Origin of the sequence: Dysgonomonas sp. 25, from assembly GCF_010501075.1 — a bacterium.
Classification (GTDB): Bacteria; Bacteroidota; Bacteroidia; order Bacteroidales; family Dysgonomonadaceae; genus Dysgonomonas.
This window is the reverse complement of record NZ_QVMN01000004.1, coordinates 131814-151728: the sequence shown is the minus strand read 5'-3', so window position 1 is coordinate 151728 and position 19915 is coordinate 131814. Positions and strand designations below refer to the sequence as shown.

The following is a 19915-nucleotide window of genomic DNA, read 5'->3' as shown; positions in this document are numbered from 1 at the left end:
TGCTTATTCTTTGAATCTCACTTCTATATCATAGTAGCCATACATAAATTCGTAAGCCTTCGGATCTTCAGAATGGACAAACTTGCTTTTGGCATTATATCGTTCAAATTCGACATACGACCGTCCCTGTGCCTTCGCCTCATCGGCTAACTGTTCGCGTTCGCTTACAACCTGATGAAGGTTGCATAAATCTTTAAAGGCAGGATAAGCCGAGAAAAGGAAAGCTACTCCGAGTGCAGCGAGTAACAGGTTTCGCATCTGCCTGAAATATATCGCTTTAAAATCCAAGTGATAGAAAAGTATCCCCAATGCTACGATATTGAACGTTATCACTCCAAACCACGCGCGGGGAGGAAAAGACGGCGAAAATATCATGGAATAGACAGCTGCCAGCACTCCGGCAAAGAAGATAAAAGAGAGATTCAACGGCTTATTCCTTGAGCTCCGGGCAAAATAGTAAGCCAACACACCGCATATAATATACAGGATATTCAATACACCGCAGTAATTCACAAAGCTGATGGTATGCATGATGAAGCGATAGGCAATAACCATTGGATCGAGCGTGGAAGCTTCGCCTGCACGCATCTGATTACCCGGCGCAAGTATCATTATCAGGTAGCCTACAATTGCTCCTGCAAGCGCCGAGAATGCCCATGCGGGAATCGCCCATTTATGGGAACGGTAATAGACAAGAAAGAGCGCCGCTATAACAATCATGGCAGCAGCGGTATTCTCGTTTGTCCATCCGGCAATGATGCCGAAAAGGAAGAACAGTATCAGCTTCGCAATACTTAGCGGCAGTTTGTCTTTCGTCCCCTCATACATGCGGTAAGGCAACAGGAACAACAATATCAACACCGAGCCCCAGAGGTAGTTAGCGCTGCCTGTTATCCACAGGATAGTATCGCCAAAGGCTGGCTGCATAAACCATACGGCAATATTTATCAGAATAAAAAGCGACAGGCTGTTTCTGCCCCGCCCTTTGGCAAGAAGATAAATCAGACCGGCATAAGCAAGATACACAAACGTATTGAGTATGTCGATTACCAACGGAGGGAGTAACAGCAAAGCCTGCGCAATAAAGTGCACAACACTCCGCCCACCCCACATGTAATAATGGTTCTTTTGCGAGAGAACAATATCGGACAAGGAAGTGACTTTCGTTTCGAAATCGCCGTAGATAAAGAGATAGCAGAAATCATCCGCTATCATAGGCGTCAGCACGTTCATCAGCAGGATCAACCCGAAAAAGAACAGAACTACCCCACCCCAAAGAACAGCATATTTCGCTTTGTTCTCCGGCAATGATAACGACAACGCATCAAGGCGGTTATAAATCCGCTTTGACAATAAAACAATCTTATTTTCCTTGTTATGCTCCATATTGATTATCAGACACAAAGATACAACAAAAAAGACAGAAGCAGCAAGTTTTGGTTCAACAGGCTGCTTCCGTAATATGTTTCTTATCAGATTTTAGAACTCTGCATTGTTCGGTGTACGCGGGAACGGAATCACATCGCGGATGTTCGCCATACCTGTCACAAAGAGGATAAGGCGCTCAAATCCCAATCCGAATCCGGCATGTGGTGCCGTTCCGAATTTGCGGGTTTCGAGATACCACCATATCGGATCGGTATGCATACCCAACTCGTTTACACGGGTCATCAGCTTGTCGTAATCCGTTTCACGCTCCGAGCCTCCGATGATTTCTCCGATTTTAGGGAAAAGAACATCCATCGCACGCACAGTTTTTCCATCCTCGTTCTGTTTCATATAGAACGATTTGATTTCTTTCGGATAATCAGTCAGGATAACCGGGCATTTGAAATGCTTTTCTACCAGATAGCGCTCGTGTTCCGATTGCAAATCTGCTCCCCAGAATACAGGAAACTCAAATTTGTGTCCGCTCGATTCCAATATCTCAACAGCTTCGGTGTAAGCCAATCGCTTGAAGCTATTAGCTACAACAAATTTCAGGCGGTCTATCAATTCCTTGTCGAACATATCGTTGAGGAACTGAATATCATCCATGCAGTTATCCAATGCATACTGAATCAGGTATTTCAGAAAATCTTCCGCTAAATCCTGGTTATCATCATTGTCATTGAATGCAACTTCCGGCTCAATCATCCAGAATTCAGCCAAGTGGCGCGGCGTATTCGAATTTTCGGCTCTGAAAGTAGGACCAAAAGTATAAATAGCGCCCAGCGCCATAGCTCCCAACTCACCTTCGAGTTGCCCCGATACAGTCAAATTGGTTGCCTGTCCGAAAAAGTCCTGCGAATAATCGACAGCACCGGTTTCGGTATGCGGAAGCTTCTCCATATCTAAGGTTGATACCTGAAACATCGATCCAGCTCCTTCCGTATCAGAAGTCGTGATAATCGGTGTATGGAAATAGTAGAATCCGTGATCGTTGAAGTACTTGTGAATCGCATACGCCATGTGATGACGGATGCGGAACACTGCACCAAACGTATTGGTACGTGGACGCAGATAGGCTATCTCGCGCAAAAACTCGAGTGAGTGCCCTTTCTTTTGCAATGGATATGTCAACGGATCGGCAGTTCCGTATATTTCTATAGTATCGGCTTGCACCTCACATGTCTGACCTTGTCCTTGCGATTCCACCAGTTTACCCACAACATGGATGCATGCTCCTGTGGTGATTTGTTTAAGCAAATCTTCTCCGAATTTTTCTACATCAGCTACTATCTGAATATTATTTATCGTGGAACCGTCATTAAGGTGAATAAAACTCACGTATTTATTACCACGGCTGGTACGTACCCAACCTTTTACATCTACGGTCGATCCGAAATCCTTGCTTTTGAGCAAGTCCACGATTTTTGTTTTATGTCCTATTGCCATTTTTCTAACAATAATTTTTTACTGGTTATAAATAATATTCTTAGCTGTTCTCAATTAGTCGTCTTTACCTATTTTATCTATGTTTTCCGAAGCTTCTAATTCTTTTGTCCGTCCTTCCGTATCGGATTTCAGGCAGAAAATACCCCAGATAATCCCTAATACACCTCCTATAACCTGCGCAATGATACACGACATAGGATAATAGGTCTCTAACAGATCTGGACTTTCATTTACATAAACCATAAGCAAGGTAAGAGCAGCCAATAAAACGAGTGGTATAACTGCCAAAAGTGCGCCCACTTTTGCCTTTCGCTCTCTTTTGACCGGAGCAGCGCCAACCATACCTACCTCGAATGCCATAAACTTAGCCAACGCAACAACCCCTATGACAATCACACTTATAAAATCGATATTCAGCGATTCCATCAATTTGTTGCCAACAAAACCGATCGTAAACTGTACTATCAGAAAGAAAAAGAGCCCCATCGGAATAACCAATAGCCATCGGACGACAGGCGGCCAGTTTTTCAAGAAGATAAAGTCGTTATCTTCATCGATAGCTAACTTGCTTTTCTTTTCCTCTTTCGGTTTGTTCTCTGTACTGTTGTTTTGTGTGCTTGAAAATGAATTTTGTTCCATAACTAAAAAGTTTAGTTTATTCAAATGCTCCCATACGAAGCATGTTAACTTCTCTTTCTGTCAGGTAACGCCATTTGCCACGTCCGAGATTCTTTTTAGTCAGTCCGGCAAAGTATACACGGTCGAGGCGGATAACCTGGTAGCCGAGTTTTTCGAATATACGGCGTACTACACGGTTACGTCCCGAGTGAATTTCGATGCCTACGACATTCAATACATCTTCGGATTGGTATGCGATTGAATCTGCATGGATTTCTCCATCGTCCAATTCCACACCATCGGCTATGGCTTGCATGTCTTCGATAGCAACATTTTTGTCAAGTGTTACCTGATATATCTTCTTCTTCTTGAATTTAGGATGAGTCAGTTTCGAAGCCAAGTCTCCGTCGTTAGTCAATAACAACACTCCTGTTGTATTGCGGTCGAGACGTCCAACCGGATAGATACGCTCAGGGCAAGCACCTTTGACCAAGTCCATAACCGTCAGACGGTTTTCAGGATCGTCCGAAGTTGTTACGCAGTTTTTAGGCTTGTTGAGCAATACATATACTTTGCTTTCGAGGCGTACCGGCTGATCGTGGAATGTAACCAAATCTCCGCGTTTTACCTTTACTCCCAATTCGTTTACTACTTCTCCGTTTACTTTTACCACGCCTGCAGTGATATAGCTATCGGCTTCGCGACGCGAACATACTCCGGCATTAGCGAGATACTTGTTCAAGCGGATTGGTGTTTCAGGATCGATATTCTCCTTGTATTTAACAGGAGCAACGAATTTCTTGACAAATTTTTGTCCCTGAGGCCTTCCGCCACGTTGGTTGTTGTAACCACCGCCATTGTTGTTGCGATAGCCGCCACCATTATTGTTGTAGCCACCACCGTTATTGTTACGGTAACCGCCACCACCATTGTTGTTGTAGCCACCGCCGTTATTATTACGATAGTTGCCACCGCCATTGTTGTTGTAGCCTCCACCGTTATTATTACGATAGTTGCCGCCACCATTGTTGTTGTAACCTCCACCGTTGTTATTACGATAGCCGCCACCACCATTGTTGTTGTAGCCGCCACCGTTGTTATTACGATAGCCGCCACCACCATTGTTGTTGTAGCCGCCGCCGTTGTTATTACGGTAACCGCCACCACCATTGTTGTTGTAGCCGCCGCCGTTATTATTACGATAGCCGCCACCACCATTGTTGTTGTAGCCGCCGCCGTTATTGTTATACGAACGGTTGCTATTATACCCTTCGTTCGATTGAGAGCGGTATGGGTTGCGGTCGTTACCACCACCGTTTATCGGTTGCTTTCTCAACTCACCAACTCTTGGCCGTTTCTTCTTTGCATTGTCTTGCGATCCTTCGCCATTAAAATTTCTTTCAGGGGAAGCGGAACCTTCGCGGTTTTCGCCGTAATTACCTCCGTCTGTCATAGCTTTAATTGTTTAAAAATAAATACTTTAATTGTTTAATTTGTTTTTGTTGTTTAGTAGCCTCTCGGCCGGTTCTGTTTTTATACTCCTGTATATGTATGAGGAGTAATTCGTTTTAGTTCTTCTTTTACTTCTTCTGATACTTTTAATTCGTTAATAAAATTGGTAATAGATCTCTCGGTAATGGCCTCGTTAGTACGAGTCAATTCCTTTAGTGCTTCGTAAGGCTTTGGATATCCCTCACGTCTCAATATGGTTTGAATGGCCTCTGCCACTACTGCCCAGTTATTCTCCAAGTCTGCATGTATCGCATTCCGATTGAGCAGAAGCTTATCTAATCCTTTCAACGTACTTTGTACGGCAATTAGTATATGTCCCATCGGAACGCCTATATTCCGCAACACAGTCGAGTCTGTAAGGTCGCGCTGCAAACGCGACACAGGCAGTTTCGATGCCAGATGCTCCAGTATGGCATTGGCAATGCCCAGATTTCCTTCGGCATTTTCGAAGTCGATAGGATTCACTTTATGCGGCATAGCCGAAGAACCTATTTCGCCTGCTTTTATCTTCTGCTTGAAATATTCCATCGAAATATATTGCCAGAAATCGCGGTTGAGATCTACCATTATGGTATTGATACGTTTCAATCCGTCGAATACGGCTGCCAGATTATCGTAGTTCGAAATCTGGGTAGTATATTCTTCGCGGACTAATCCAAGTCTTTCCGATACAAAGTTATTGCCGAATGTTTTCCAATCATATGCAGGGTAAGCCACCCGGTGAGCGTTGTAGTTTCCTGTCGCTCCTCCGAACTTAGCCGAAAGCGGAACTGATTTCAAGAGGTTGATTTGTCCTTCAATACGGCTCACAAAAACCATTACTTCTTTACCCAAACGGGTAGGAGAAGCCGGCTGACCGTGCGTTTTCGCCAACATCGGAATTTCATCCCATTCGGCGGCATCTTTTTTCAACAAGTCTATTAATTGTTGCATCATCGGATAATAGACCTCTTCCAATGCATCCTTTACGGATAATGGGATAGATGTATTATTGATATCCTGTGATGTCAGCCCGAAATGGATAAATTCTTTGTATGCGTCTAATCCTAACAAGTCGAATTTCTCCTTGATGAAATATTCTACTGCTTTGACGTCGTGGTTCGTCGTTTTCTCTATTTCCTTGATATGAAGCGCATCGTCCTCCGAAAAATCCGTTACGATTGCCTGTAGCTTCGGATACACCGATTTGTCTATTGCCTGCAACTGCGGCAACGGGAGTTCGCACAAAGCAATAAAATATTCGATTTCTACTCTTACGCGGTATTTTATAAGCGCATATTCAGAAAAATATTGTGATAATATTTCCGCTTTATTGCGATAACGTCCATCTATAGGCGAAATGGATGTCAAAGGTGATAACTTCATGTCAGTTGTTTATTTTCTAATTCTAAAATCCAGCTTTATAATATCTAAAAAGTATCGCTACTTAGTTTTCTATCGTGTTTTACCGACTACAAATATACAATTTTTATTCGCTAAAAAACCAACTGTGCGTAACACTTTTTCATCTTTTAAGCAATTTTAGTCTTCTGTCTGTTCCTTATATTCATTGGGGACATAAATGACGCGGGCAAAGTTTTTCATCACCAACTTGCTTTCTACTACTTTTCCGCCCTGATATTTCAACAACTTATTTTGCCAAATCTCATTTTTGCGGTAAAATTCATCGCCTATTTTCAGGAACTCGTGCTCGCGTTCCTCGACATGGTAGGCGTGCTCCAATTCTTTATCGACACGGAGTTCACCTTCGAGGCATTTGTCCGAAAACCAGAGGTTTATCTGAAAGGTATACGGCGTATCATTAGTGAACTGATAATCCCTGTAATTATAAAAGACCGTAGCACCGCTACCGAAAGGCAGCACGCGCCCCTCGTCAGGGAAAGGGTCGAAGGAATGATGATAGCGCTCCGTTACAGTGAGGGGACTATGGATAGCCATCCAATGAATCAGGTTGGAGATTTGGCAAAGTCCGCCTCCGATACCGGCACGCGCCTTTCCGAAAGACAATTCCATCCCTAACAGATAGCCCTTTCGTTTGGTGGGTAACCCGACTAATTTGCAGAAAGAGAAGGTTTCGCCGGGGCGAATGATTATCCCGTCGAGTTGTTTTACGGCAATCTTCAGGTTGGTAACTTTATTGATTTGCAACTGCATATCGCTCTCGCCGAGTTTTTTCAACAGCACCGATTGGTGCTTCTTTACCCGATAGGGCAATTTCTCTTGCGAACGGGCTTTGGCATACTTTTTTCCGCCGAAATACCATTCTCCGTAACGCATAAAGCGCCTTGCCCAGACAGCAACAAAGTAAAGCACAGGATGGCGCTGACTCAATAGCTTTCGTTTATTCCCGGGATGTGTATTCATCGTTCTTATAGCAGGCTACGAATTCCATATATCCCAAGCGGCAAGCGCCTGCAATTCAAGCATTTCATAACCATTTTTAACGGTTGCTCCCTGCTCTTTTCCCAAACGGAGAAATTTCGTCTCTGCCGGATTATATACGAGGTCGTAAAGTAAGTGATTAGTCGTAAGCAGGTTGTATGGTATATCCGGCGCGGTATCTACATCGGGGAAAGTACCCAACGGGGTACAGTTAACGATAACGGTATGTTCCCTCATCACCTGCCCGGATAAATCTTCGTATGCCAGCACGTTATCTTTGCGCTTGCGGGAAACATAGGTCGCTTCTATTCCCAAATTCAGCAATCCTTGCCGGACAGCCTTCGATGCACCTCCTGTCCCTAAAATAAGGGCTTTATGATGTATCTGCGGATTGAGCAGAGGAGAAATGGAATATTGAAAACCTATCACATCGGAATTGTAGCCTGTAAGATAAGGCTTTCCGTCCGTCCACTCTATTTTGATTACGTTGATAGCGCCTATCGCTGCGGCATCAGGCGATATATTGTCCAGATAAGGCATAACCACTTCTTTGTAGGGAATGGTAACATTCAACCCTGACAAATCGGGATTCTCCCGGATAATTCCGGGCAACAAAGCGATGTCGGCTATCTCGAAATTCCGGTAGACAGCATCGATTTGTTCCTGCCGGAACTTATCGGTAAAGAAGCGTTGCGAAAACGAGTGTTTCAGAGGATAGCCTACCAATCCGTATTGTTGCATAGTTATAGAGGTTAACGTATAAAATATCAGTCATTTATTTCTTCGTAGCCCACATATTTTCCCTCGTCGCGGTCAAATATCTTTTTAGGTTTAGAAGAATTAGCCTGCGTATAATTGTTGTTCTGTTGTTGCTGGCTGGAACGGGCATATTCGCGCGAGACCCCTTTGAAGAACGAGAAGACTGTCATCACGCCCCATAATATGGCCATCACAAAAACAAGTAAAAAGATAAATCCCATGTTCAATTGCTTTATATAATTGTACTTTTCTCAAATATAGGAAATATCATGCCACAATGCGAGGGGCTTTCGATTCTTTAACGGGCTTTTAAGCTTTGTTTAGAGTAGCGTCAACATTTCGTCGGAAGCGAATATCGTATGTTCGGCAAGGATAAGAAGTCCTATCAGGATGAGGATAACCCCGCCTATCACATTAATCTTATGATTGTATCGTCCTCCTACTTTGCTTCCTGCCACAACTCCTATCGACGACAAAATCAATGTCACCACGCCGATAACGACAGCCGGTCTGGTGATAGGATAATTGACGATGGACAGTGACAAACCGACAGCCATAGCATCGATACTCGTAGCCAGCGCCAGACTGAACATCGTTTTAAAACTGAGCGGGTTAAAAGTCCTTTTCCCCTCCTCCGTATGCCAATGCCTGATGCCGTCGTATATCATCTTTCCGCCGAGGAATGACAAAATGGCAAAGGCAAACCAATGGTCGTAAAGATTGATATAATCTACAACCGTAGAGCCCAGAAACCATCCGGCAACAGCAAGAGACGCCTGCATCAAAGCAAGCATACCGGCTATTCGCAAAACGTTCAGCGGCTTATGGTTTTTGATGATAGCGCCACTGGTGAGGGCAATAACCATGCTGTCCATCGAAAGCCCGATGGCCAGTACAATGGTCGAGATTATATCCATTTAGTTATTTCGTCAAGTGCTTTTCTGTTTTTCTGCGGCTTTTTGCTCTTTTCCTCATCCACATAGCCGATAGGGAAAATAGCTATCGCCTCCATGTTTGCAGGAATGGCGAGCGCTTTCGTCAGGCGCTCCAAATCGAAGTTGCATATCCAGCACGTACCCAAGCCTGTTTCGTCGGCTGCAAGGCAGATATGCTCTGCCGTGATAGCAGCATCTATGTCGCCCGAATCCTTTCCGTCGGCACGCTTCCACGAAGCTTCGGAATCTTTGCAGACAACAATGAAAACAGGCACATTCTGCACCCAAGGCCTGTCGTAGCTGCCGGCAATCGCCTTTTTCGTATTCTCATCCGTCACTACATAAAAGAACCAAGGCTGTTTGTTGCATGCCGAAGGCGCCAGACGGGCACACTCGAGAATATAGTTCAGTTTTTCATCTTCCACCGCTTTAGGCAAGTAATTGCGCACTGAATAACGGTTTTCGATAAGTTTTAACAATTTCATTTTCAGTCAATCTTTATATCTCTTCGTCTATCTTATAGTTGTTGCGCTCGGAAGAAGAACGCGAAATCATTTCACCCAGAAAGCCGGCGAGAAACAGTTGCGTACCCAAGAGCATCATTGTGAGAGCAATATAGAAATAGGGCGAACTTGTCACCAACGGGTGGGCAATTCCCTGTTGAAGGGCATACAACTTGCTTCCGCCTACGATGAGGATAGCCACAAAGCCGATAAAAAACATCAGCGAGCCCAGCAACCCGAAAAAGTGCATCGGCTTGCGCCCGAAAGTGGAAAGAAACCAGAGCGTCAGCAAATCGAGATACCCGTTGAAGAAACGGCTGATACCCATAAATTTGCTCTTGCCGTATTTGCGTGCCCGATGTTGCACGACCTTCTCCCCTATCCTTACGAATCCTGCATTCTTCGCCAAAACAGGGATATAGCGATGCATATCGTTATACACTTCTATATTCTTCACCACCGCATTCCGGTAAGCTTTCAGTCCGCAGTTGAAATCGTGCAATTTGATGCCCGAAACTTTACGGGCTGTGGCATTGAACAGCTTGGTAGGAATCGTTTTGGAAACAGGGTCGTAGCGTTTCTTCTTCCAACCCGAAACTAAATCATAGCGCTCTTCTTTCACCATTTGGTAGAGTGCCGGAATTTCGTCGGGGCTGTCCTGCAAATCGGCATCCATCGTAATCACCACATCTCCTTTAGCCCGCGCAAAAGCACAATGCAAAGCAGGTGATTTGCCATAATTGCGGCGGAAACGGATAGCATGAATATCGTCTTCCTCCTCTTTCAGTTGGCAGATAATATCCCACGAGCGGTCGGTGCTACCGTCATCGACCAATAGTATTTCGTACGAAAAAGCGTTCTCTTTCATCACCCGCCGTATCCACGATACCAGTTCGGGCAAAGATTCTTCTTCGTTGTACAAAGGGATGACGATAGATATATCCATAGTGTTATTCTTTAACCTGTTTTCGTTTATTATTCGAGAATAAGGCTATTGCCAGTGTAAGGAACGAACCCACAAAGACTTTCCCTATCACATTGGTGATGATATAAAAGCTCTTGGAGCTGACCATACGCATCCAGACAGAGGTTCCCGTTTCATCACCTGTTACCGTTTCCACAAACATCTGCGGTAGGAAGGTGACCTTCGCCGAAAAATATTCGGGATGAATAACCGTATAATGCAACAGCATAACCACACCTTCGACAAGCGAGCCGATAAAGCATATCAGCATCATCATTTTGAGGCACCGCCAAAGGCTGTCTGATATTTTACGCAGCTTGAAGTAGTATATGTATATCAGCAGGAAAGTACCGATGTTCAGGATGTAGTATATGTAGATAAATACATGGTCGGTAAATCCCGAGCCGATAAGGAAAAGATACTTGAAAACCCAGAAAGCCCCTATAATCGCACCATAGCGCAAAAGCAGGTTTCGGATCAAAGTATTCTTTTCTTTCATATCTGGTGATGCTTAAAGATTTATAGTTGAACTACGCAAATGTAAGGGTTTTTATTGTAAAACGAAAGTGCAAACTTTCATCTGCACTTTCCGCTCCCTATTTTATTTCTTCTTGCCGCTTTTCTCCTGCTTTACAGACAAGTCCAGCGGATCTTTCACTTTTTCTTTCAGAAGGGCATAATCCAACACCTCTTTGATATCTTCCACATAGTGGAACTTCAACCCTTTCAGGTAAAGCGATTTGATGTCGTCGATGTCTTTCTTATTCTCTTTGCAAAGGATTATCTCTTTGATTCCGGCACGTTTGGCAGCGAGGATTTTCTCGCGGATACCGCCCACAGGCAATACCTTTCCGCGCAGCGTGATTTCGCCTGTCATAGCCAGATTCGCGCGCACCCGTCGTTGTGTGAAAGCCGATGCCAACGATGTCACCATCGTAATACCGGCCGACGGGCCGTCTTTCGGGATAGCCCCTTCCGGCACGTGAATGTGTACATTCCAGTTTTCGAACACCGATTCGTCGATACCGAAATATTGGCTGTGGGCATGCAGATATTCGAGCGCCAATACGGCAGACTCCTTCATCACATCGCCCAGGTTACCGGTCAACGTCAGCTTATTCGATTTGCCTTTACTCAAAGACGTCTCGATAAAGAGGATTTCGCCCCCTACCGATGTCCACGCCAAACCTGTTACCACACCGGCATAGTCGTTACCCTGATATTGGTCTTTGGTATATTCTACCGGACCGAGGTATTCGTGTAACTCTTCCGGCTCGAGCGTTTTGTTGTATTCCGTTTCGGATGCTACTTTCAACGCCAGCTTGCGCATTATCTTGGCAATCTTCTTATCCAGTTCGCGCACACCCGATTCGCGTGTGTAATCGGTGATGATATGTTCGATTGTCGCTTTCGATATGGTGATAGCCTTTTTAGGCAGACCGTGTATTTCCAACTCTTTCGGAATCAAATGGCGACGGGCTATTTCAACCTTTTCCTCGATGATGTATCCGCTGATTTCGATCATCTCCATGCGGTCGAGCAACGGCTGCGGAATCGTCCCGATATTGTTGGCCGTAGCAAGGAACATGACTTTCGACAGGTCGTAGTCGATATTCAGATAATTATCATGGAATGTCGAGTTCTGCTCGGGATCGAGCACTTCAAGCAAGGCCGAAGACGGATCGCCGCGGAAGTCGTTACCCATCTTATCTATTTCGTCCAACACAAACACAGGATTGGATGATTCGGCTTTTTGTATATTCTGTATGATGCGTCCCGGCATCGCTCCGATGTATGTACGGCGATGTCCGCGAATCTCGGATTCGTCGTGCAATCCGCCCAGCGAAACCCTGACATATTTGCGGTTCAATGCCTGAGCCACCGATTTCCCCAGCGAGGTTTTACCCACTCCGGGAGGGCCATACAAACAGATAATAGGCGATTTCATATCACCTTTCAGTTTCAATACGGCAAGATGTTCGATAATACGCTCTTTCACCTTCTCTAAACCAAAATGGTCGTGGTCGAGTACCTTCTGCGCATTTTTCAGGTCGAAATTATCTTCGGTATATTCGTTCCAAGGCAAGTCCAACACCGTTTGTATATAAGAATATTGTACCGAATAATCAGGCGATTGCGGATGCAAACGCTCCAATTTCTTCAACTCTTTATCAAAGGCGGCAGCAACTTCCTTGCTCCATTTCTTCGATTCGGCACGTTTCTGGAAGTCCTCAATATCAGCTTGCTGCGGATTTCCTCCCAATTCATCCTGAATGGTTTTGAGTTGTTGTTGGAGGAAGTATTCCTTTTGTTGCTGGTTCAACTCATCGCGGGTTTTCATTTGGATGTTCATTTTCATTTCCATCATCTGACTTTCGCGATTGAGAATAATCAGCAATTGGTAGGCACGCGATTTATCTTCGCTCAACTCGAGCAACTGCTGCTTTTCGCCCGCCGGAATCGGCAGGTTCGTACAACAATAGTTGACCAGGATAGTCCCGTCTTTCACGCTGTTGATGCGTTGCACAATGTCTTTCGGCGGATCGCCGTACATACGCAACATGTGCACCATCATTTCGCGGATAGAATCGAGCAGTACCTTATATTCATTGTCCTTTTTCCTTACAGGAATGGTTTTCAGCAATTCATACTTCGTCCGCAGATACGGGCTTTTCTGTGTCAATTCGGTTATACGGAAAGTCTTCTTTCCCTGAAAGATAACCGTTACATTATCACTTTCGGGCAGTTCTACGATACGCAGCACTTCGCCTATCACCCCCACCTCGTACAAGTCTTTCGAAGTAGGATCTTCCGTATCGGATTCTTTCTGGCAAACGAGGCCGACAAAGCGTCCTTTTCGTTTTTCGAGATCGTTGATTAGCTTTACCGACTTCTTACGGGCAATAGCTATCGGCAAACTCGTACCGGGAAAGATGACCGTATTGCGCAAAGGCAGTACGGGCAGATCTTCGGGCAGATCGGCTTCGTCGATATGGCAATCGTTCTCGTCCAAATCGTTTGTAACAATCGAGATAATAGTGTCGCCACCGTCCTCTATGCTGAATATATCGTTGTTCTTCTTACGAAACATATATTTTCTTTTGTTAGTTATTTCCCCTTTCGTAGAGAGGAGTTTGCAAAAATAGCGATTAATAATAAAATTATGGTTATTTTTGGCATAATTATAATACAAATTCTGTGCCGTAAATTCGATATATAAAACGCCAAAAGCATCAGTTGTTTATCATGAAACGATTATACCAGTCCTTTTGTTTTCCCATCATCGGTTCTTTAACCAGATTTCAATTAAGCTATGCCTAACGACTACTTCCAATTTAAGCAATTCACCGTCCGGCACGGACGATGTGCCATGAAGGTAGGCACCGATGGCGTATTGTTGGGAGCTTGGGCTTCTGCTGCGGATGCAAAAAAAATATTGGACATCGGCACAGGCAGCGGTTTGATAGCCTTGATGCTGGCGCAAAGAAATCCGCAGGCATCTGTAACGGCTATCGACATCGATGCGGACGCTATATTGCAAGCTGATGAGAACTTCGAAGCATCTCCTTTCGCCGGCAGGATTGCGTGCAAGCATATTCCGTTAGCTGATTATGCAACTAATACTGCTGAGCGTTTCGACCTGATTGTTTCCAATCCTCCCTTCTTTATCGATTCGTTGAAGTCTCCCGACAACCAACGCTCATTGGCCCGTCATACCGATTCGTTACCTATGGAAGAACTCATCGGGTTATCTTCCCGCCTATTGACTGACAAGGGACGTATAGCGCTGATATACCCATACGAACAAAAGGAAAGGATGATAGCCGCCGCCGAAAGGAACAATCTTTCGGTAAGCCGCATAACAACAGTTTATCCAATCCCAGGTTCCACTCCGAAGAGAGTACTGATGGAATTGGATAAAACCACAACTCTATTGCATAATAATGTACTCAATAATAACCTTATCATAGAAGGACAAAGGCATGTCTATTCGGGTGACTTTGTCCACCTAATTAAAGACTTCTATCTAAGATATTAACTCTTCTTGCATCGTACCGACATAAATGTTGTTGTAGGAGACTGACTACGATTTGCATAAGTCATGCTCTGATACGCAAATCTACACCAGGCATGCTTAGAATCGGAATAGCTTGATGTCCAGAAAAAGCTTTCTTTTCCATATTCTCTGATTGTATATAGCGTACCTAATCCGGTCAAATAGATATTGAGACCTGTTCCGTTTGTATTACTCGAACCACCTGTGGAAGAGAGAGGTGAATTCGACACTACTATCGGAGATTTCATTACATCGCCTCCATCGCGTGCTCCATTCGTTGTATTCCATGAAGAATTCCATGTACTACCAGTTAAGCTACTATATAAATGTGCATTCTCTACTAATTCCTGTTCCAACCGGCTCCACTCCCGGTCGCTTGGCAAATGCCACCCTTTAGGACAAAGCCCTTGCCTTCCTACCGGCTCTTCGTCAACCGATCCATATCCCTGATCTTTATCCGACAAATTCTTTTTATGGGTTGCAGCACGCCAATTGTATAACAAACCATATTCCGGCTTCCAATAGGCAGGCTTTCCCACCGAATAAGCACCATCCATTTTGGGGTATACATATAACATTTCCTCGAAATCGGCATCAGCATGTTCAGGTATCGGCGTGCCACATATTGTCGTTGTCGTCCGCAGGTTCTCGACCATCCATCTCCCTGCGGGACCAAAGAGATGCGTCCGGTACTCATTTCCATCTCTGTCGAAAACAGTATTATGCGTTTCCTGAGCCGGTTCCGGCTCATTAATTTCTACCCAGCGGATACCATCCCAGACATACAATCCCGGGCAACCTCCATCGAATTCTACTGCATTATAAACAACCATTCCTGTATGATCGCCCGTATATGTTCCCGTAGCAACCCCCATCGATTCGGCAAGATCGCCCATAAAATGCATCAATCGCACACGGGGCAAACCAAACCCTTTCGAAGACGAACCATCATCATTTTGTTTCAAATCCAAAAGAGCACCTTTTATGGGCGGATGATGAGATCCGATAGTGACCTGAGCTTGAAGTATCGGAATACTCATGGCCGCTGCGCTGAACAGCACAACTAAATACGTTGAAAATTTCATTCTTTTTATTTAGGTATAATTACTATTTGCTTTTTATATAAACAGATACCACCAACATTATGATATCATTTCCTTTAACACCTTGTGATATTCCTTCTGATGCCCTCAACCATTCTTAGAAAAGGAGCAGCCCATGTCATTCATAATTTATCTACCTTTATTTTGATTTCACACCCTTTCAATGCAAAAGAAATAGAAAAATTTGACATAACAAAGCTCCAAATGTTTAAATATTTTTAAAAATCGAAAATTAACATAATAATTATGTCACAAAGTTGAATTGAAAGAACTGAAAAGAAAACATTTAAATTTTCCGAATAATTATTCAAAAAAAATTGCAGAACAAGATATTTCTATCATAAGCTTATTCCGGTTCATATTTTCACTTTAGGAGCAAAGAATTTCATCCTATCGTTTTCTTTATTGATAATTTTATCCGCACTTGATTAATATATAGTCGAAAAAGCGTAAATTTGTATTGAGAAACAATATGGAAATCCCTCCGATGAGCATCGAGCCGCAATATATTGATCTGGATAAAGTTTTTGCAACCAAAGCTCCCGGCATTTACCGGAAGACGCCGCGCTTTTTGATCAATTGGTTGAAACGTAAAGTTCATGTAGACGAGCTAAACGAGATCCTGCGCCTATATGCCGACAAAGACGGAGTGGATTTTATGGAATCGGTTATCGGCTATTTCAACCTGAAACTGAACGTCTACGGCTTAGAAAATATCCCGCGCGAAGGACGGTTTATATTTACGTCCAATCATCCGTTAGGCGGACTCGACGGCATTTGTCTTTCGGCAATTATCGGCGAGAAGTACGACAAGAAAATCCGTTATCAGGTCAACGATCTGTTGATGAACATCAAGAACCTCCGTTCAATATTCATCCCGATAAACTCGGTCAGCCGTAAACAATCCAAAGACTATGCACGTTTAATCAATGAAGCTTTCGATTCGGAAAACCAGATCATTACCTTTCCCGCAGGACTTTGCTCGCGTAAGCAGAAAGGGAAGATATGCGATCTGGAATGGAAGAAAAGCTTCATCCAAAAGGCTGTGGAATCGGAAAGAGATGTAGTTCCTGTCTATTTTCATGGGCAGAATTCGAAATTCTTTTATAGATTTGCAAATATAAGGAAGGCACTGGGGATAAAGTTCAACCTCGAGATGCTCTTCCTGTCCGACGAATTGTTCAAGCAAAGGAATCAAACCTTCTCTGTCGTATTCGGGACGCCTATACCCTATTCGACATTCGACAAGTCGAGAAGTATAGCGCAATGGGCCGAATATGTGAAAGAGAAGTCGTATGAGCTTGCTAAAACACTGAAATAAGAGACATGGAAAAGATAATACCACCAGTAAACAGACAGATACTAAGAACCGAACTTAGTAGGGACAAGTTTCTGCGGAAGACAAACCGGGCTGATAATGAGATTTACATTATCACGGCACACAACGCGCCGAATGTGATGCAGGAGATAGGGCGCCTGCGCGAAGAGGCTTTCCGTTTCTACGGTGGAGGCACAGGTAAAGCAGTCGACATAGACGAATATGATACGATGGATAACCCATACAAGCAACTTATCGTCTGGAATCCCGAAGCCGAAGAGATCATCGGCGGCTATCGCTTTATCTGTGGGCCGGATATCACCTTCGATTCGAACGGCGAACCCTATTTAGCCACGTCGCACCTGTTCAACTTCTCCGAGAAGTTCATCAAAGAATACCTCCCCAAGACGTTCGAGCTGGGACGCTCTTTCGTGACGCTCGACTACCAATCGACACGTGCCGGAACACGCGCCATCTTTGCGCTCGATAACCTCTGGGACGGACTTGGAGCAATCTGGGTAGCCGACCAGTCGATGGAATACTTCTTCGGCAAGGTAACCATGTACGACACGTACAACGTAGAGGCGCGCGACATGATACTCTACTTCCTCAACAAGCACTTCCCCGATCCCGAACAACTGATATGGCCGAAGCATTCGCTGCTTATCAACTCCAACGAGAAGAAGCTGCAGGAGATGTTCTCGGGCGATTCGTTCAAGGCCGACTACAAGATACTCAACACGGGCGTCCGCAAGTTGGGGCTGAATATCCCGCCGCTGGTAAATGCCTATATGAGCCTCTCGCCACAGATGCGCGTATTCGGGACAGCCATCAACGACGAGTTCGGCAATGTGGAAGAGACAGGCATCCTGATTGCGATGGAAGACATCCTCGAAGAGAAGAAGAAGCGCCATATCGAATCATACCTGCGCGACAACCCTTCCAAGCGCTTCCTCAAGAAGCTGCGCCAAACCATCAACTGGACAGGGAAGAAGAAAGGGAAGCTATAAACCCTATGGCAGACCTCTCGCAATATAACATCATACTCGCTTCCAACTCGCCACGAAGGAAGGAACTCCTTTCGGGACTGGATCTGGACTATACCATCGAGACGCTCCCCGATATAGACGAGTCTTACCCCGATACCTTAGCGGGTGAAGCGATAGCCGAATACATTGCCCGCCAAAAAGCCGATGCCTACAAAGAGCGCCTGCAAACCAACGACCTGCTTATCACAGCAGACACTATTGTCCTGCTCGGCGGAAAGGTCTACGGCAAGCCTGCCGATACGGAAGAGGCGAAGCAGATGCTGCGCGAGCTATCCGGGCATACGCACCGGGTGGTGACGGGAGTATGCATCCTCACGCAAAGGAAGCAGCAGGTATTCAGCGTATCGTCCGAAGTGCGCTTTGCCTATTTGGAAGAAGCCGAGATAAGCTATTACGTGGACAAGTACCAGCCACTCGACAAAGCCGGAGCCTACGGCATACAGGAGTGGATTGGCTATGTGGCGGTCGAATATATGTCAGGTTCGTATTTCAATATCATGGGATTGCCCATTCAGCGGCTCTATCAGGAATTGAAGCTATTCTAATCCCCCGCCGGCAGGGAGAATCAACCCCTCATCACTAATCGATATCACCTCTTTCATCTCCGGGAAGTCCTGCTTCGTGAGGTCTTGTATCACCTTCAGCACGCGCTTGCCCTCGTCGATACGTACAGGCTCGTACTTCGTCTGATAGGTCGATACCACTTCGGCTTTCAGAAACTTACCCTCCTTGTCGGTGTATATCTTGAATATCGGGGCAAGCCCGTTTACGCCGCTGATGTTCACGCGGTCGTACGTACAAAAGTTACCCATACTATAGGTAATGAAGCGGTCTTTGTACACCTCCACAGCGCGCGTCACATGCGGCCCGTGACCGAGCAGGATATCCGCTCCCGCATCAATCATCTTGTGGGCAAACTCGTACACATTTCCCCGGTTCTCACCGACAAAGGTTTCGAGCTTCCGCGTCACATGCTGATACTTCGCCCCTTCAGCTCCGGCATGGAACGAAACGATAACAACATCGCACTCCGCTGCCAGCTTACGTACCAATTCCTGTGCCGCAGGAATATCGCGCACGTCTACCGTTCCGCGGTTTGGGGCAAAAGCACAAAAGCCATATTTCACGCCATCGACGGCGAAAGTGGTAGACACCTGATAATCCTTCAATCCGGCATAGTGGATACCCGCCTTATCCAGCGTCTCCACAGTCGATTTACGCCCCTGCTCGCCAAAGTCGCCCACGTGATTGTTGGCAACACTCAACAAGTTGAAACCGGCATCTTTCAGGCAGTTGACAAAACTCGTAGGCATACCGAAGGTGTAGCAAAGGCGCGGATTATTGCACCGTTTGGCGCTCGCCTTACTATCCGTAAGCACCCCTTCGAGGTTGCCGAAAGTAATATCGCCCGACGCAAGGATATCTTTCACCTCGCTCAACTGCGGCGAACAATCGTTGTTGGGCGGAAGATGCTTACCATCGGGAACAATCGTCCCCATCATAATGTCGCCCACGGCAATCACTTTTATCGTATCCGAACCGGCTGCTTTCAGGCTGCACACGCCGATAAGCGCCAAGGCTATAATCGATAGTATCTTATTCATAATCTTTTGCTTCAAAAATTTCATTTGATTGCAAAAGTAGTAAAAGCAGGCAAATCTTCACAGACTTTTACCTTTTTGTTTTCTCACCATCCTTAGTATGCAAGAATTTGCAACTCTGTCATGCCGAAGCCTGCCTGAAACATCTCGACACGGTTTATGAAGAAAAGTGCCAAGCGTGATGAGATTCCTCGCTTCACCCGGAAAGACAAATCAATTGATTATTTTTAGTATGTA

19 protein-coding genes are annotated in these 19915 nt (G+C 45.1%); 4 read left to right on the top strand and 15 right to left on the bottom strand.

Going from position 1 to position 19915, the window contains the following annotated elements:
* Positions 1–3: 3 nt before the first annotated feature.
* The 13 genes from D0T66_RS08310 to lon form a co-directional block, all read right to left on the bottom strand.
* Entirely contained in the window at positions 4–1386 is a 1383-nt protein-coding gene (locus D0T66_RS08310) for a DUF6056 family protein (protein ID WP_221412195.1), read from the bottom strand.
* Between the two features lie 93 nt (positions 1387–1479).
* Complete coding sequence (gene asnS / locus D0T66_RS08305; RefSeq protein ID WP_163356812.1) at positions 1480–2877, bottom strand: asparagine--tRNA ligase; 1398 nt, start codon at positions 2875–2877, stop codon at positions 1480–1482.
* 54 nt (positions 2878–2931) lie between these two features.
* Complete coding sequence (locus tag D0T66_RS08300; protein WP_163356810.1) at positions 2932–3516, bottom strand: hypothetical protein; 585 nt, start codon at positions 3514–3516, stop codon at positions 2932–2934.
* A 16-nt stretch (positions 3517–3532) separates the two neighbouring features.
* On the bottom strand, positions 3533–4948 hold the full coding sequence (locus tag D0T66_RS08295) for a pseudouridine synthase (protein WP_163356808.1): 1416 nt from the start codon (positions 4946–4948) through the stop codon (positions 3533–3535).
* A gap of 80 nt (positions 4949–5028) precedes the next feature.
* Positions 5029–6372 (bottom strand): adenylosuccinate lyase, encoded by a 1344-nt coding sequence (gene purB / locus D0T66_RS08290; protein WP_163356806.1) that lies wholly within the window; start codon positions 6370–6372, stop codon positions 5029–5031.
* A 156-nt stretch (positions 6373–6528) separates the two neighbouring features.
* Positions 6529–7371, bottom strand: coding sequence for a VanW family protein (locus D0T66_RS08285; RefSeq protein WP_163356804.1), 843 nt, complete (start codon positions 7369–7371; stop codon positions 6529–6531).
* Between the two features lie 15 nt (positions 7372–7386).
* Entirely contained in the window at positions 7387–8130 is a 744-nt protein-coding gene (locus D0T66_RS08280; protein ID WP_163356802.1) for a shikimate dehydrogenase, read from the bottom strand.
* Between the two features lie 26 nt (positions 8131–8156).
* On the bottom strand, positions 8157–8369 hold the full coding sequence (locus tag D0T66_RS08275) for a DUF4834 family protein (protein WP_163356800.1): 213 nt from the start codon (positions 8367–8369) through the stop codon (positions 8157–8159).
* A gap of 99 nt (positions 8370–8468) precedes the next feature.
* Positions 8469–9065: a manganese efflux pump MntP family protein gene (locus tag D0T66_RS08270; RefSeq protein WP_163356798.1), complete on the bottom strand. Its 597-nt coding sequence runs from the start codon at positions 9063–9065 to the stop codon at positions 8469–8471.
* Entirely contained in the window at positions 9056–9568 is a 513-nt protein-coding gene (locus tag D0T66_RS08265) for a nitroreductase family protein (RefSeq protein WP_163356797.1), read from the bottom strand. The genes D0T66_RS08270 and D0T66_RS08265 overlap by 10 nt, the downstream gene beginning before the upstream one ends.
* Before the next feature lie 13 nt (positions 9569–9581).
* Complete coding sequence (locus tag D0T66_RS08260) at positions 9582–10532, bottom strand: glycosyltransferase family 2 protein (protein WP_163356795.1); 951 nt, start codon at positions 10530–10532, stop codon at positions 9582–9584.
* Positions 10533–10536: 4 nt separating this feature from the next.
* A complete protein-coding gene (locus D0T66_RS08255; RefSeq protein ID WP_163356793.1) occupies positions 10537–11049 on the bottom strand; it encodes a DUF4199 domain-containing protein in 513 nt (170 codons plus the stop codon).
* A gap of 102 nt (positions 11050–11151) precedes the next feature.
* Complete coding sequence (lon, locus tag D0T66_RS08250; protein ID WP_163356792.1) at positions 11152–13641, bottom strand: endopeptidase La; 2490 nt, start codon at positions 13639–13641, stop codon at positions 11152–11154.
* 222 nt (positions 13642–13863) lie between these two features.
* Here lon and D0T66_RS08245 point away from each other — a divergent pair, with 222 nt between their 5' ends.
* Positions 13864–14589 (top strand): tRNA1(Val) (adenine(37)-N6)-methyltransferase, encoded by a 726-nt coding sequence (locus D0T66_RS08245; protein WP_163356791.1) that lies wholly within the window; start codon positions 13864–13866, stop codon positions 14587–14589.
* Here D0T66_RS08245 and D0T66_RS08240 read toward each other — a convergent pair.
* The gene (locus D0T66_RS08240) at positions 14586–15692 is read right to left on the bottom strand and encodes an FISUMP domain-containing protein (protein ID WP_163356790.1); all 1107 of its coding nucleotides are present in this window, start codon (positions 15690–15692) and stop codon (positions 14586–14588) included. The genes D0T66_RS08245 and D0T66_RS08240 overlap by 4 nt on opposite strands.
* A 505-nt stretch (positions 15693–16197) precedes the next feature.
* Between D0T66_RS08240 and D0T66_RS08235 the strand changes: the two genes are divergently transcribed.
* From D0T66_RS08235 to D0T66_RS08225, 3 genes are read left to right on the top strand one after another with little or no spacing between them, the layout of a single operon-like run.
* Positions 16198–17031: a 1-acyl-sn-glycerol-3-phosphate acyltransferase gene (locus tag D0T66_RS08235; RefSeq protein WP_163356944.1), complete on the top strand. Its 834-nt coding sequence runs from the start codon at positions 16198–16200 to the stop codon at positions 17029–17031.
* Positions 17032–17036: 5 nt separating this feature from the next.
* Positions 17037–18038, top strand: coding sequence for a GNAT family N-acetyltransferase (locus D0T66_RS08230; protein WP_163356789.1), 1002 nt, complete (start codon positions 17037–17039; stop codon positions 18036–18038).
* A 5-nt stretch (positions 18039–18043) separates the two neighbouring features.
* Positions 18044–18622, top strand: a complete 579-nt coding sequence (locus D0T66_RS08225) for a Maf-like protein (RefSeq protein WP_163356788.1) — start codon at positions 18044–18046, stop codon at positions 18620–18622.
* Here D0T66_RS08225 and D0T66_RS08220 read toward each other — a convergent pair.
* The gene (locus tag D0T66_RS08220) at positions 18614–19681 is read right to left on the bottom strand and encodes a CapA family protein (protein WP_163356787.1); all 1068 of its coding nucleotides are present in this window, start codon (positions 19679–19681) and stop codon (positions 18614–18616) included. The genes D0T66_RS08225 and D0T66_RS08220 overlap by 9 nt on opposite strands.
* Positions 19682–19915 lie beyond the last annotated feature (234 nt).

Bases quoted from the DNA above. Each gene is read 5' to 3' on its own strand.
- D0T66_RS08280 (WP_163356802.1), bottom strand. From the start codon at position 8,130: ATGCAACAATACGGATTGGTAGGCTATCCTCTGAAACACTCGTTTTCG.
- D0T66_RS08230 (WP_163356789.1), top strand. From the start codon at position 17,037: ATGGAAAAGATAATACCACCAGTAAACAGACAGATACTAAGAACCGAA.
- asnS (WP_163356812.1), bottom strand. From the start codon at position 2,877: ATGGCAATAGGACATAAAACAAAAATCGTGGACTTGCTCAAAAGCAAG.
- D0T66_RS08295 (WP_163356808.1), bottom strand. From the start codon at position 4,948: ATGACAGACGGAGGTAATTACGGCGAAAACCGCGAAGGTTCCGCTTCC.
- D0T66_RS08310 (WP_221412195.1), bottom strand. From the start codon at position 1,386: ATGGAGCATAACAAGGAAAATAAGATTGTTTTATTGTCAAAGCGGATT.
- D0T66_RS08245 (WP_163356791.1), top strand. From the start codon at position 13,864: ATGCCTAACGACTACTTCCAATTTAAGCAATTCACCGTCCGGCACGGA.
- lon (WP_163356792.1), bottom strand. From the start codon at position 13,641: ATGTTTCGTAAGAAGAACAACGATATATTCAGCATAGAGGACGGTGGC.
- D0T66_RS08300 (WP_163356810.1), bottom strand. From the start codon at position 3,516: ATGGAACAAAATTCATTTTCAAGCACACAAAACAACAGTACAGAGAAC.
- D0T66_RS08240 (WP_163356790.1), bottom strand. From the start codon at position 15,692: ATGAAATTTTCAACGTATTTAGTTGTGCTGTTCAGCGCAGCGGCCATG.
- D0T66_RS08275 (WP_163356800.1), bottom strand. From the start codon at position 8,369: ATGGGATTTATCTTTTTACTTGTTTTTGTGATGGCCATATTATGGGGC.
- D0T66_RS08260 (WP_163356795.1), bottom strand. From the start codon at position 10,532: ATGGATATATCTATCGTCATCCCTTTGTACAACGAAGAAGAATCTTTG.
- D0T66_RS08235 (WP_163356944.1), top strand. From the start codon at position 16,198: ATGAGCATCGAGCCGCAATATATTGATCTGGATAAAGTTTTTGCAACC.
- purB (WP_163356806.1), bottom strand. From the start codon at position 6,372: ATGAAGTTATCACCTTTGACATCCATTTCGCCTATAGATGGACGTTAT.
- D0T66_RS08285 (WP_163356804.1), bottom strand. From the start codon at position 7,371: ATGAATACACATCCCGGGAATAAACGAAAGCTATTGAGTCAGCGCCAT.
- D0T66_RS08255 (WP_163356793.1), bottom strand. From the start codon at position 11,049: ATGAAAGAAAAGAATACTTTGATCCGAAACCTGCTTTTGCGCTATGGT.
- D0T66_RS08270 (WP_163356798.1), bottom strand. From the start codon at position 9,065: ATGGATATAATCTCGACCATTGTACTGGCCATCGGGCTTTCGATGGAC.
- D0T66_RS08265 (WP_163356797.1), bottom strand. From the start codon at position 9,568: ATGAAATTGTTAAAACTTATCGAAAACCGTTATTCAGTGCGCAATTAC.
- D0T66_RS08225 (WP_163356788.1), top strand. From the start codon at position 18,044: ATGGCAGACCTCTCGCAATATAACATCATACTCGCTTCCAACTCGCCA.
- D0T66_RS08220 (WP_163356787.1), bottom strand. From the start codon at position 19,681: ATGAATAAGATACTATCGATTATAGCCTTGGCGCTTATCGGCGTGTGC.